Consider the following 12,749-nt stretch of genomic DNA (forward strand, 5'->3'; position numbering starts at 1 on the left):
ATGTTCATCCTGCGCTTCCTCTGGGCGGTCCTGACATCGCGCTGGCTGTGGACGCTGATCGGCATCACCCTGCTTTCGCTGGTGATCTGGGTGTTCGGCCCGATCGTCAAGGTCGGCGCCTATGAGCCGTTCGCCTCCGACAATGTGCGCATTGTCATCATCGCGCTGCTGGTCATCTTCTGGCTGATTTGGCTGATCGTTGCCCAGCGTCGCGCCATCCGCGCCAACCGCCTGTTCGTGGCCGAGATCGCGGCGCCGGTGGTGGAAAAGCCGCTCAGCCCCGGCGAAGAGAACGTCGCCGCCGTCGGCGCCAAGTTCGCCGAGGTGATGGCCGAACTGAAGCGGCGCAAATTGGGCGGGCGCAAGTTCCTGCGCGAGATGCCGTGGTACGTGATCGTCGGGCCGCCGGCCACCGGCAAGACCACGGCGCTCAGGCAGTCCGGGCTGACCTTTCCGATCGACCTGACCGACGATTTGCAAGGCGTTGGCGGCACCCGCAATTGCGACTGGTTCTTTTCGGAGAACGCGGTGCTGATCGACACCGCCGGCCGCTATGTCCAGCAGGAAAGCCAGCCCGACGTCGATGCGACGGAATGGCTGGGCTTCCTCGACCTGTTGAAGAAGCACCGTGGCCGCCGGGCGCTTAACGGCGTCATCGTCGCGCTGTCGATTGACACACTTTCCGAGGGCGACGAGGCGATCAAGGCGCATGGCCGCAAGATCCGCCGCCGGCTGGCCGAGCTCAACGACCGGCTCGAGATCCGGCTGCCGGTCTATCTGATGCTGACCAAGGCCGACCTGATCAAGGGCTTCGAGCCTTTCTTCGGCGGCCTGTCGACGGCCTCGCGCGAGCAGGTGTGGGGGACGACCTTCGCGCTCGATGCGCGCGTCGACGCCAGGACGATCGAACGGGAAATCACCACGCTCGCGGCCGAACTCGAGCGGCGGCTGGTGCCGCGCCTGGAGGACGAGGACAAGCTTGCCTCGCGCGCCGAGATTTTCCGCTTTCCCGCCCAGCTTGCCAGCCTCTCCGAACCGATCCAGGTGCTGATCGAGGCGATGTTCGGCGAAAGCCGCTACGAGGAAGCCGCCTGGCTGCGCGGCCTCTATCTGACGTCGGCGACCCAGGAAGGCGCGCCCATCGACCGGCTGACCGCGGCATTGTCTTCCTCGTTCGGCCTGCCGCCGCGACGCGCCATGCCGGCGCCAAGGATCGAAAAACGCAGCTTCTTCCTGAAGAACCTTTTGACCGAGGTCATCTTCAAGGAGGCCGGTCTCGGTACCTTCGATCCGCTGGCGCAGCGCCGCCGCACCTGGATCTGGCGTGGCGCAGCCGCCGCATGCGCGGCGGCGGCCTTGCTTGCCGGCGGGCTGTTCACCTGGTCCTACTTTGACAACCGCAACGCGATCACGGCCCAGGCCGGCCAGTTCGAGGCGCTGCAGGCGCCGCTGACCACGGCCGGCGAGAACCCGCCATCGGTGGAGCAGCCCGCCATCGACGGGGCCCTCGGCGCCATGGACGAGGTCGCGATCGCGCGCACGACACCGCCGGATGCAGTCCAGGATCTGCTTGGCCCTTCGGCCTCGGCGGAACTGGTGCGGGCCCAGGCCGACACCTACGACCACGCGCTGCGCAATGTTCTCGAGCCGCACATGGTGGCGCTGCTCGAGGCGACGATGTGGCGGCAGATCCGCGATCCGGATTTCATGCTCGGCGCGCTGAAGACCTATCGCATGATGACCGGCCTGTCGCAGATGGATGCCGACTTCGCGCAGAACTGGTGGGTGAACAGCCTGCCCGAATTCGCGCCCGCGCCGCCCTTCCCGACCACTGATGCGGAGGAGCATCAGCTTGCCGCGATCCGCCGCATGGCGGTCGACGACAACTACATCGCGCCCGACAAGGCGCTGGTCGCCGAAGCGCTGAAGACGGTGTGCACGATTTCGTTGCCGCAACGCGCCTACAAGCAGTTGCTGGCCGACCCGGAAGTGGCCGCGGTCAAGGAATGGATCCCCGCCAATTTCGCCGGCCCCAACGGAGCCAAGGTCTTTGCCCGCCGTTCCGACAAGACGCTTCGCGTCGGCGTTTCAGGCGCCTTCACCTATGCCGGCTTCCACGATGCCATTCTCGACCGGGTCGAGGATGTGGCGGCACAGGCGGCGCTGGATCGCGCGGTGTTTGCCGGCGGCTGCTCGGAGAATTCCGAAACCTCGGTCTCGGCACTGTCGGAGGACATTCTGAAGCTCTATTACGACGACTACATCGCGCAATGGGACAGTTTCCTGCGCGACATGAGGCTGGCACCACTGAGCGACCTCAATGTCGCCAGCGAAAACCTGAAGGACCTTTCAAGCGCCGACTCCGCGCTGAAGCGGCTGCTGACGGCGGTGATGCAGGAGACCGAACTGACGCGGTCGGATGAGGCGCCCGCAGGAGATAACAAGGCGGCCGCGAAGGGCGGCTCGAAACTGCTCAGCAAGCTCGGCAAGCTCGGCAAGGTCGTCAAGACAGGAGCAAAGCTGCTGCCGCGCGCCGGCTCCGCCGACCAGGTGGACCTGACCGGCAGCCTGGTGGCCGAACACTTCAAGCCGCTCAAGGGTGCGATCGCCGAGGTCGACGGCCAGCCGCCGGCGCTCGACGCCGCCGTGGTGGCGCTGACGGCACTGTCCAACGTGCTGCAGACGGTCACCGCCAATCCAGACCCGCAGGATGCGATCAAGAAGCAGGGCGGGCTGGCCGAACTGACGGGCGCCGTCGCCAGGCAAGCGCAGATCCTGCCCGACCCGATCGACGATTGGCTGGGCGGCATCGCCGGCGACACCAGCGGACTGACGCAGAAGGCGGTCACCTCTGAGCTCAACGCCATCTGGCGCGCCGACATCCTGCCCTTCTGCCAGGCGGCGCTCAACGACCGCTATCCGTTCAGCCCTGAGAGCGCTGTGGACGTCAATGTCCGCGATTTCGCCCGCCTGTTCGGACCGGCCGGCCTGATCGACGCCTTCACCAACGACCATCTGATCAGCTATGTCGACACCGCCAGCCAGCCCTGGAAATGGCGCGCCGACTTCGGCCTCGACCCTTCGGCGCTGGCGGCATTCGAACAGGCAAGGCGCATCCGTGACGACCTCTTCCCCGGCGGCACGGGCCCGGTGATGAGCTTCACGCTCGAACCGAAAGACCTGTCTCCCAACGTGACGCGCGTGACGCTCAATCTCGATGGCCAGAGCCTCGTCTACTACAACAACGCGACGCGGCCGCAACCGATGACCTGGCCCGGCAAGGACGGCACCGGAGTGATCTCGCTCGCCTTCCAGCCGATCGACGGTTCGCCCGAAATCATGCTCAACGAAACCGGCAGCTGGGCCTGGCTGAGGATGTTGAAGGGCGGTCGTTTCACCGGAACCTCGCTGTCCGACGTCTACAGCCTGCGGCTGGGCACGAAAGGCATGTACGCCGATTTCGAGCTCAAGGCGGCCAGCGTCGAGAACCCTTACAATTTGCAAATGTTCAAGAAATTTACATGTCCGTCGCAGATATGATCCTGCCCGGCCTCTACGGCAAAATGCCAGCCACCGGCGATTTCGTGTCGCGGCGGCTGACGGGGGATTTTGTTCGCGTCTGGGACCGCTGGCTGGCGCAGCATCTCGTCCCGCTGATCGGCTCGGACTCCTGGCCGCGCAGCACCGCGCTGCGCTTTCTGGCCGGCCCGGCCACCTTCGGCGCATCGGCGGGCATCATCTTGCAGAGCGCCGACAGGGTCGGCAGGCAATTCCCTTTGAGTGTGGTCGCGCAGCTCTCAGAAGCTTCCTTGCAACTGGCTCATGCCGAGGCGTGGTTCGTCGGGATCGAGGAGACAGCCGCCGCCGCCCAGCAGGGCGAGCTGACGCCCGACGAACTGGATGCCGCACTGTCCGCACTACAGGTGCCGCATGTCGAGCCGGGCGACGAGGTTGTCAACGACCTGGTGATGTGGACCAGCCGCTCGGACATTTTCGACATCGATCCGCTGTCGCCGCAAGCGACGCTGGAGCAGATCTTCGCCGCCAGCTTGGAAACCAGCTGATGCAGATCTGGAACCAGATGGGCTATCCGCACGAGTATACGACGGCAACCGATGTCGCAGGACATGAGCACATCGTGGTTATCGTCAAGGGTACGTTCGATTTTCCAGCGACGTCTGGCGGAGCAGTGCAGAAATCGGCCCAGCAAGTCCCTCTCGTCATGGCCGACATGTCCACCGGTGCGCCCGGGTTCTCGGCCACGCTGTGGGAGTCCGATTTCGCCTTCCGCAAGCCACGTTGCGACGTGGTCGTTAATGGTTTTGCCCATGCGCCCGGAGGGCGCCCAACCGAGCGGGTGCCGGTGGGCATCAAGGTTGGCAACTGGTCGAAGTTGTTCGAAGTCATTGGTCACCGTGAGTGGCGCGCCATCGGGCCCGTATTTACAGCGACGTCGCCGCAGCCTTTCTTGAAATTGCCGATCTCCTATGACGTTGCCTGGGGCGGCGTCGACCGGTTGGACCCCGAGGACAAGCTGCCCGCCAGTTACAAATACAACCCGGTCGGCACTGGCTGGTCGCGTACCAAGAACCAGCGTCTCATTCCGGGCCTGCGGTTGCCGAACACACAGGCCATAGGCGAAGAGATCCGCTCGCCCTTCGGCGACTACAGACCGATGAGCTTCGGGCCGATGGGCCGGGGCTGGCCCGGCCGCATCGAGTATGGCGGCACCTATGACGACAACTGGATGAAGAGCATCTTTCCGTTCCTGCCGCCGGATTTCGACGAGCGCTATTTCCAAATGGCGCCAGTCGACCAGCAGATCGACCACCCGCGCGGTGGCGAAGAGGTGCAGTTGGTCAATCTGACGCCAGAAGGACGGCTGGGCTTTCGCCTTCCTTCGGCTGGACTCTCGATGACGTTATTCAAGCAACAGCAAAGGGTGTTCGATGGGAGCGTGCTGCCGGATACACTACTTGTAGATGCGGAGAATCGGCGATTTTCCTTGGTCTGGCGTGTCTCACATAGAATCCAGCGCATGATCCTGGAGTTTACAGAGTGCTGGGTCGGCCCGCCTAGTGAGTCAATGTTGCGGGCAATAGACAGAGGCAAAGAGTACATCCGCGCAAACCTGAAAACACCCACGGACACCGACGCATGAACGAGTCGGTTGAAATCGCCTCGATCGGCATGGTCACGGCTGTCGGCCTCGATGCCCCATCTTCGTGCGCGGCCATGCGTGCGAAACTAGACGGGTTTCAAGAGACACGTTTTCGTGGGCCGCGTGGCGGCTGGCTGATCGGGGCGCCGGTGCCGCTTCCCAGAACTTGGATCGGGGAGAAGCGCATTGCACATCTCGCCGCAGGCGCAATTGTCGAAGCGTTCGGCGGAGTTCCTGAAGCACGCGGTCAAACAGCCTTGATCCTATGCATCGGTGAAGAAGGCAGGCCAGGCCATCCCGTCCGCAATCCTGCCAACCTGTTGCGACGCATCGCCGACATCGTGGAGGTCGAGGCATATTCGCGCTCTAGGGTAATCGCTCATGGTCGCCCCTCCGGGCATGTCGCTCTCGAGCAGGCGCGGCGGCTCATTTCTTCCGGCGAAACGTCTTACATTATGATCGTCGGCGTCGACAGCTATCTGACCTCGGAGACCATTCGCCACTACGTCGGCGAGAACCGCATTCTTGCGCCGCAAAATCCAAATGGGTTCATCCCAGGCGAAGCGGGCGCCGCGGTCTTGTTGTCGAAACGGAGCAGCAGGACTCTACGATTGACTGGCCTCGGTCTGACCCGCGAGCTTGCCGCAATCTACAACAAAGAGGATCTTCCTCTTCGAGGCGATGGGATGACGGCCGCCTACCGCGCTGCGCTAGACCAGACCGGCATCGAAATGAACGGGCTTGGTTACCGGATATCTGATCTCGTAGGCGAGCAGTATTGGTTCCGGCAGACAGCACTGGCGTCATTGAGATTGGTCCGGGGACGCCATGCCTTCCAAGATCTGTTGTCGCCGACCGAATTCGTGGGCAACGTTGGCGCGGCGGTCGTACCTATGATGATCGGGATGGCATGGACCGCAACCTGGAAGGGTTACGACAAGGGCAATCCGGTCCTTATCGAAGCATCCAACGACAGTGGCGCATGCGGCGCCGCCATTTTTGCGGCTGCAAGCTGATGTCGACAAACGTTTTTGCCAATGGTTTGGAAATTTCCGGCAAAGCCGTTGACGCAAAAACCTTGGGGGCGTTTCCGGACGTGTGCTTCACGCCGCCCGAAAATCCGGCCACGCCACCGGGCGTACCGGTCCCCTACCCAAGTTTCGGCTTCGCATCGGACACCGACAAAGGAACGGGTACCGTCAAGATCGCCAACAAGACCGTTAACATTAAGAACCAGTCGTATCTGACGAAGACCTCCGGCACCGAGGCCGGATGCGCGGCGAAGAAGGGCGTCATTACGTCCAAGAACACCGGCAAAGAATATTTCAATTCTTGGTCGAGCGACGTTAAGTTCGACGGCGAGCCCGTCGTTCGCCATACGGATCTGGCAACGAACAATCACGCCTCGCCCCAGGGAAATACGCCGCCCATGACGCATGCGGCGCAGTGGGAGGTCGATGGCGTCTCGTGCAAAACGATCCTGACCAGAAACGACATGGTTCTTCACCGCCACGGTGACAGCACGTGCGACAGCAAGAAAGGGGAATGGTCGGAACACTACGTAGAAAATCAGTTCATGGCAGTGTCCGGTAATCGCAATAAGACCAAGGCTAAGTTCAAGAACTACAAATGTGACGACGCTCCCTGCCTCTGCATGCACTCCAAATGGACCAAAGGCGATACCAAGCCTAGTGGCATCAGAAACGGTCAAACCACCGGAACGGACCACTACGATAAGAGCAAGGTATGTCGTGACAGCCTGAAGAATGACGATCCAAACCTAGGTGAGTTCACCGACACCTGCGCAGAAGCATCCGCGGAAAATCACGAGAACATGGCCGGCAAATCCGCTGCGGAGAAGGCAAGAGTGGCCGCCTGTTTGGTCGCGGTCTTCCTTGCTCACATACAGGAAAAGATCAACGAGCATAGGAAGGCGACCGGCAAGCCGCCTATGAGCATCAAAGACGTCCGGGCCATGACAAGGTAGGAGTTAGCCGTGAGCAAGTTCACCGACGACATCGAAACGATCCTCCGGGACCCACGGTATCATGCGCAATGTATGCAGATCGTACCGTTCGGACGGGATCACTGCGCCCTCCTTTTCGAACTGGGAACGCAGGACCACGACATCGCCTATTCCGTTGTTTTCGAAGTCAGTAGCTTCGCTCCCGGAACCCAGAGCCAAACCTTGAAGCTTAACGACTGGCTTGCATCTCTCGCCTCGCCAAGCCTCACCAACCTTTTTGCCCTTGAAGTGGGAAGGGTGGTCTGGCGTTACCGCAATGGCAGTTGGACCTCGACGAAAGTTGCAAAGAATTTGATGCAGCGTGTGTGGTCCTACGGCGACAGTCTCACTCTCATGGTTGGAGACAAGGGGCAGTCATGGGCGTTTGACGGGAATGCTTGGTCGGCGTTGAAACCCGATCGCCCTCATCGCTTGCGAGACGTCCATGGAGCACGGCGCGATCTTATCCACTGCGTGGGGCAGGTAGGAACTCTGCAGCGGCTGGCCGGAGACGGATGGAGGGCAATCGATCTGCCCATCGAAAACGATCTTTGGGGCGTGTTCGTAACGCCGGATGGCGTCGTTCGGGCCTGCGGCAACGACGGCACGTGTATCCGTGTGGTGAACGAGGAAATGATCGAACTGGAAGCCCCAAAGAGCAGATTTTTCTGCGTTCACCAGTTTCAGGGGGAGGTATACTGGGGCGACAGCGAGTTTGGCATCTACCGAGAGCAAGGCGACCAGCTCGTCCAGTTCCACCCTGCCGGTACAGGCTGGGACATGCGTTCAGACGCTGAGTATCTCTATCTTGTCGGAAATGGCATTGCCTGGCGCTTCGACGGCAAGAAATGGAACTCGTTACAGCTTGACTATGACGGCACCGACCTTCGCTTGATCCAATAGTCAGCGTGGCAGATGAGCGGCGAGATACTTCCGCACACTCGCAAGATTCAGCTGTGATACGGCAATCGGCTGAGCTGTGGGTTGAAGCATCCTAATGACGAATAATTCGCCCGCCTCCGGATATTCGGCAAATCGTTCATTGGCGATCTCGCGACCTATATCGCCCGCGACGCGCAATCCGTCCAGGTGCGCCTCCAGCCGTTCTACCAATCGCGCTAGCCGATCTTCGTCCATGTCGGGATTCTCTTCTGGATGAAGCAGATGGTAGTCGTAAGCCGTCCAAAGGAAGGCAGCCATCTCCGCGTGCTGGCGCACGATCTCGCGAAGGACCGGAACAGACATTAGTTCAGGTTGATCGAACCGCCTCGAATGCGGTTCGATGCGCTCGCGTGACTGACAAGGTAGGTGCCGCGAATTGTTATGTGCCCGTCCTTTTCCATGACAATCGTGGCTTTGCCGCAACGCAGCTCAAGACGTTCGTCGGCGTTAATTTGCACACTCTCCCCGTCCCGAATGACCCGCGCCGCCGATTTACGGCCAGGATCGACAATGCGCCCGACGATCAAAGGCATCCGTGGGTCACCTCCCTGGAACAGCAGCGCAACTTCCGAGCCAATCATCGAAGATGTCAGTTCGGTGAGGCTGCGCGCCGGAAGCGCTGTCTCCTTCGGGTTACCGGGAAAAACGACCAGTGGCATGGTATCATCGAATCCTAAGAATATCCCGATTACCACGCCCTCGATTTTCGTGACCGCTCTGGCCATCCTGTACCGTCTCTCAGTTCTGGTTGATCTTGCTGCCCTTCATCGTGATATTCTTTGAAGCCTTCATCTCGATTTCGCCTGACCCGATGATGGTTATGTCCTTTCCCTCGATGGTGATCGTCCCATCCTTCTTCATGCCGATCGCAGCCGATCCGCACTTGATGACGATCGCGTCGCCCGCCTCAATCGACAAGGTCTTCCCAACCTTGATCCCGCCATCCTCACCAATTTCCACCAAACTCTTCTTGGCAATCTTGAGCGCGCGATTGCCGCCAACTTCGGTAAGATCATCCTTGGCAATCTTAGCAGAGCGATCTGCGCCGATGTCGGTGCCCTGATTCTTTGCGATCTTGAAGCTCTGGTCGGCGCCTATCTGCACGCTCTGCGCCGCCGCGATGTTCCAGCTGTCGGCAGCCCCGATGTCGTGGCTCTGCGCCGCCCCCACGGTTACCGACCGTGTCGCACCGATCGTATTCGCTTGCGGGCCACCCACGGTTCGGGTCTCGGATGCTCCGACACTGTCGACCCTAGCCGCTCCGACAGTGATCGTTTGTACCGCTCCCACCGTTTGCGTGTGCGCGATGCCAATGGTTTCAGTCGAATTCGACCCAATGCCGATCGTCTCGTTCGACCCCACCGTCAGCGAGCGATTGACACCCACCGTCTCGGTATCGTTGTTGCCGATATTCGTGGTCTGGTCGACGCCGACCTTGACCGTCTTGTTGTTGCCGACGTCCTCGTCGAGGTTGTGGCCGACGGAGTGCTTCGCATCGTGGTCGATGCGGTCCGACTGGTCGTGCTGCACCAGCTTGGTGCGGTCGTTCTTGATGAGGAGCTTGTGGTCCTTCTGCGCCTGGAAGTTGACCAGTTCGGAGCCGGCCTTGTCCTCGAACATCAGCTCGTTGTAGCCGCCGCCACCGAGCGAGGAGTCCGACTTCCACCCGGATTGCGTCGCGTTGCCCGGCAGCCCGTAGGGCGGCATCTGCGAGGCGTTGTAGACCCGGCCGGTGATGATCGGCAGGTCAGGATCGCCTTCAATGAAGTCGACGATGACCTCCTGGCCGATGCGCGGTATCTGGATGAAACCCCAGTTGCTGCCGGCCCAGGTCTGCGAGACCCGCACGAAGCACGAGCTGTTCTCGTCCTTCTTGCCCAGGCGGTCCCAGTGGAACTGCACCTTCACACGGGCATATTTGTCGGTGAAGATCTCCTGCCCGGACGGGCCGACCACCGTCGCCGTCTGCGGCCCGCGCATGATCGGCCGCGGCGTGATGCGTGGCGGGCGATAGGGCAAGGCGGTCGGCGCCAGCCCGAGGATCACCTTGAAGTTCTCGCTGCCGACGTCGGCAAGAGCCCTGTAGCCGGGGTCGAACAGCCTGTATTCGGCGCTGACCACCAGATATTCCTGGTTCTGGTCCTCGCGCGGAAAGCCTTCCAGGTTGAACGTGCAGCCCGAAAACAGGCCGCGCACCGTTCCGACCGCCGAAATGCGCTGGTGAACGGCCTGAATTTCCTCGCGCCGGATCGCAGCTAAAGTGTCGCCCCGCCCCAATTCGAGATGCGCGCCGGGGTTGCGGTAATTCTCGCCCGCAGCCTGCTTGTGACCGAACGGCTGAGCGGACTTGGCCATGAGGCTGGCGCCCGGCTTCTCGAAATCATAGTCGGTGTGGACGTAGGCGCCCGGCCGCACCGAACTTCCCGGAATCCATTCGGTGATGTATTCGACGTCGCGCCGCGAGCCCTGGCCCTCGAAATGATATGGCACCTTATCGTAACCCGGCGCCGGCTTCAGCTTGCTCATCGCATCGGTGAGCACAAGCGTGTGCTTGCCCTCATCGTGCTCGAAGAAATACAGGATGCCTTCATGCTCGAGCAGGCGCTGAACGAAATCCAGATCGGTCTCGTCATACTGCACGCAATATTCGCGCGGCGGATAAGACCCTTGCAGGCGCAGACTGAAATCCGCGATGCCGGAATCGTTGAAGACCTCCTTGACGATGTCGGGGACGCTTTTCTTCTGGAAAATACGGCAATCCGTGGTGTTGCCGAGAAACCAGAACCACGGCCTGACGACCGCTTCATAATAGGCCAACCGGTCCTCGATGCGGGTCAGCCGAAACTCGGAGATAAGCCCACTGAACCAACGTTTCGGATCGGATTCGCCTTCGACCGAAACGGTGCCTCCCAGCATTTTCAGCGGATCGACATCTTGGCTGGTGCTGACGAAACCCACCGTATAGGCAAAGCAGCGGCTGATCTCATCGCGACCGACAAGATGGGTAAACGTCAACAGCTCGGCGCCAACCGGCGTCTGCACAACCGTGGCACGTTCGTTCGGCATGGGTCGTGCCCCTCCAGGACGCGGCCGCCAGTGTGATGGATTTGAAGTTCCCGCTATGTTAACCGCATCACGTTCGGAAGCTTCTTGGATCGCCACACAAGGCCTTATTCAGCCTAGCATATGTTTTCCCGCCGGCCAAAAAGAACAAGCGGCGACCGAACCTTGCCCTAAAGTGGGGTTAAAATCGGTAACAGGCTCCAGCGATCGACCGGCTGAAACGCCGCTGTCCCGCCGTGCTCACAAGCTGCTAGAATGGCGAAGTATCGATTAGCGGTCCGCGGCTATTGCAGATGTTCATCAGTCTCCAGATCAACAACGTCGACGCCCTGCCCGCCGACATCTCGCCCGGCTACGCTGCCCGTGACCGCAGCTTCGAGATCGGCCGCGAAAATTGCGACTGGACTTTGTCCGACCCGGACAAGTTCATCTCCGGCCGGCACTGCGAGGTCCGCTACCAGGCAGGCGCGTTCTGGCTTTACGATGTCTCGCGCAACGGGACCTTCATCAATGGTTCGAGCCAGCGCATGGCCGACCCGCATCGGCTCGGTCACGGCGACCGGTTGCTGATCGGCCGCTATGTCATTTTCGTATCGATCGACGACGAACGCGCCACGACCGGTCATCCTCAAGGCCATGGCTCGACGCAACGGGAAATGCCGAGCGCAACAGGCCGGCCGCAGGACTTCGCGGACAGGCCTTCTTTCAGCTCGGCGGAGCGAGCGCCGGTGTCGGCGCCGTCGCCGCAACCCATGTCCCTCCCCTCGACGAGGGACGAGGTGCTGCGCGAAATCGCCATCGCGGCCGGCATCTCGCCGGAATTGCTTCAATCGCGGGACCCGCATGAGGTCGCCGCCGAGATCGGCGCGGTGCTGCGGATAGTGGTCGAGGAACTGGCGATGCTGCTGAAAGCCCGTGCGGCCGCGAAAATCCTGGCCAAGAGTACGCACCGCACGATGATCAGCGCCACGGACAACAATCCCCTGAAGTTCGTGCCTGGAACCGACGACATCCTTGAAATCATGTTCGCGCGGCGCAGGGCCGGCTATCTCGACGCCAGGCACAGCGTCGAAGACGCTTTCCGCGACCTGAAGGCGCATGAATTCGCCACCTATGCCGCCATGCAGGCCGCGCTCTCCCGGCTGCTCGACGACCTGTCGCCCGAAGCGGTGGCCAGGAAGCTGCCGCCTGCCTCGTTCACGTCGAAGAAAAGCCAGGCCTGGGATGCCCTTGTCGCGACATGGCGGAGCATGGAGGAAGCCCACGAAAACGGCATGCTGGATGTATTCCTGGCCTATTTCAGCGACGCCTATGCCAAGGCCGACAAGCAGAAATAGACGGCCAACCTGAAGCCTGGTGCAAGGTCCCGGAAACCATGCCCTACGCTTGGCCGGCGAAGAACAAGCTCTCGGCGTACAGCGTCCTTCCCATCGGCGATCTCTGAGATTACGATCACATACGACAGTTCGCCAAGCGGGTACGGCTGATTGACCTGGGGGTCTGCGGCAAATGTCATGTTACGGCGGGATAGCGTTTCGTAGCCAATCTTCCTCCGGACACTGCCCTCGTCAGCGGAGG

10 protein-coding genes are annotated in these 12,749 nt (G+C 61.3%); 7 read left to right on the top strand and 3 right to left on the bottom strand.

The genetic code is table 11. The features are described 5' to 3' along the window. Genes tssM through D3227_RS08400 form a run of 6 tightly spaced genes read left to right on the top strand, consistent with a single transcriptional unit; the run spans position 1 to position 8,069 of the window. Positions 1-3,540: a type VI secretion system membrane subunit TssM gene (gene tssM, locus D3227_RS08375; protein ID WP_120013660.1), complete on the top strand. Its 3,540-nt coding sequence runs from the start codon at positions 1-3 to the stop codon at positions 3,538-3,540. Next, positions 3,537-4,064 carry a type VI secretion system-associated protein TagF gene (gene tagF, locus D3227_RS08380; protein WP_120013661.1) on the top strand — a complete coding sequence of 176 codons (528 nt, stop codon included), beginning with the start codon at positions 3,537-3,539 and terminating at the stop codon, positions 4,062-4,064. Before tssM ends, tagF begins: the two co-directional genes overlap by 4 nt. Continuing rightward, positions 4,064-5,161 carry a DUF2169 family type VI secretion system accessory protein gene (locus D3227_RS08385; protein WP_120013662.1) on the top strand — a complete coding sequence of 366 codons (1,098 nt, stop codon included), beginning with the start codon at positions 4,064-4,066 and terminating at the stop codon, positions 5,159-5,161. The genes tagF and D3227_RS08385 overlap by 1 nt, the downstream gene beginning before the upstream one ends. After that, complete coding sequence (locus tag D3227_RS08390; protein ID WP_120013663.1) at positions 5,158-6,177, top strand: beta-ketoacyl synthase N-terminal-like domain-containing protein; 1,020 nt, start codon at positions 5,158-5,160, stop codon at positions 6,175-6,177. The genes D3227_RS08385 and D3227_RS08390 overlap by 4 nt, the downstream gene beginning before the upstream one ends. Further along, positions 6,072-7,148: a DUF4150 domain-containing protein gene (locus D3227_RS08395; protein WP_245451698.1), complete on the top strand. Its 1,077-nt coding sequence runs from the start codon at positions 6,072-6,074 to the stop codon at positions 7,146-7,148. The genes D3227_RS08390 and D3227_RS08395 overlap by 106 nt, the downstream gene beginning before the upstream one ends. A 9-nt stretch (positions 7,149-7,157) precedes the next feature. Further along, positions 7,158-8,069 carry a hypothetical protein gene (locus tag D3227_RS08400; RefSeq protein WP_147377586.1) on the top strand — a complete coding sequence of 304 codons (912 nt, stop codon included), beginning with the start codon at positions 7,158-7,160 and terminating at the stop codon, positions 8,067-8,069. On the opposite strand, the gene D3227_RS08405 is transcribed toward D3227_RS08400, so the two are convergent. The 3 genes from D3227_RS08405 to D3227_RS08415 are packed head-to-tail and all read right to left on the bottom strand — an operon-like array spanning position 8,070 to position 11,174. Further along, positions 8,070-8,411, bottom strand: a complete 342-nt coding sequence (locus D3227_RS08405; RefSeq protein ID WP_120013666.1) for a hypothetical protein — start codon at positions 8,409-8,411, stop codon at positions 8,070-8,072. After that, positions 8,411-8,833, bottom strand: coding sequence for a DUF6484 domain-containing protein (locus D3227_RS08410; protein WP_120013667.1), 423 nt, complete (start codon positions 8,831-8,833; stop codon positions 8,411-8,413). The genes D3227_RS08405 and D3227_RS08410 overlap by 1 nt, the downstream gene beginning before the upstream one ends. A gap of 13 nt (positions 8,834-8,846) precedes the next feature. Next, complete coding sequence (locus D3227_RS08415; protein WP_120013668.1) at positions 8,847-11,174, bottom strand: type VI secretion system Vgr family protein; 2,328 nt, start codon at positions 11,172-11,174, stop codon at positions 8,847-8,849. Between the two features lie 290 nt (positions 11,175-11,464). Between D3227_RS08415 and tagH the strand changes: the two genes are divergently transcribed. Beyond that, positions 11,465-12,508 carry a type VI secretion system-associated FHA domain protein TagH gene (gene tagH, locus D3227_RS08420; protein WP_120013669.1) on the top strand — a complete coding sequence of 348 codons (1,044 nt, stop codon included), beginning with the start codon at positions 11,465-11,467 and terminating at the stop codon, positions 12,506-12,508. Positions 12,509-12,749 lie beyond the last annotated feature (241 nt).

The sequence above is a fragment of the Mesorhizobium waimense genome (assembly GCF_003601975.1).
In the GTDB taxonomy this organism is placed as follows: Bacteria; Pseudomonadota; Alphaproteobacteria; order Rhizobiales; family Rhizobiaceae; genus Mesorhizobium; species Mesorhizobium waimense.

Excerpts from the sequence above, each read along its gene's own strand:
- tssM (WP_120013660.1), top strand. The coding sequence starts at position 1 with ATGTTCATCCTGCGCTTCCTCTGGGCGGTCCTGACATCGCGCTGGCTG.
- tagF (WP_120013661.1), top strand. The coding sequence starts at position 3,537 with ATGATCCTGCCCGGCCTCTACGGCAAAATGCCAGCCACCGGCGATTTC.
- D3227_RS08385 (WP_120013662.1), top strand. The coding sequence starts at position 4,064 with ATGCAGATCTGGAACCAGATGGGCTATCCGCACGAGTATACGACGGCA.
- D3227_RS08390 (WP_120013663.1), top strand. The coding sequence starts at position 5,158 with ATGAACGAGTCGGTTGAAATCGCCTCGATCGGCATGGTCACGGCTGTC.
- D3227_RS08395 (WP_245451698.1), top strand. The coding sequence starts at position 6,072 with ATGGACCGCAACCTGGAAGGGTTACGACAAGGGCAATCCGGTCCTTAT.
- D3227_RS08405 (WP_120013666.1), bottom strand. The coding sequence starts at position 8,411 with ATGTCTGTTCCGGTCCTTCGCGAGATCGTGCGCCAGCACGCGGAGATG.
- D3227_RS08410 (WP_120013667.1), bottom strand. The coding sequence starts at position 8,833 with ATGGCCAGAGCGGTCACGAAAATCGAGGGCGTGGTAATCGGGATATTC.
- D3227_RS08415 (WP_120013668.1), bottom strand. The coding sequence starts at position 11,174 with ATGCCGAACGAACGTGCCACGGTTGTGCAGACGCCGGTTGGCGCCGAG.
- tagH (WP_120013669.1), top strand. The coding sequence starts at position 11,465 with ATGTTCATCAGTCTCCAGATCAACAACGTCGACGCCCTGCCCGCCGAC.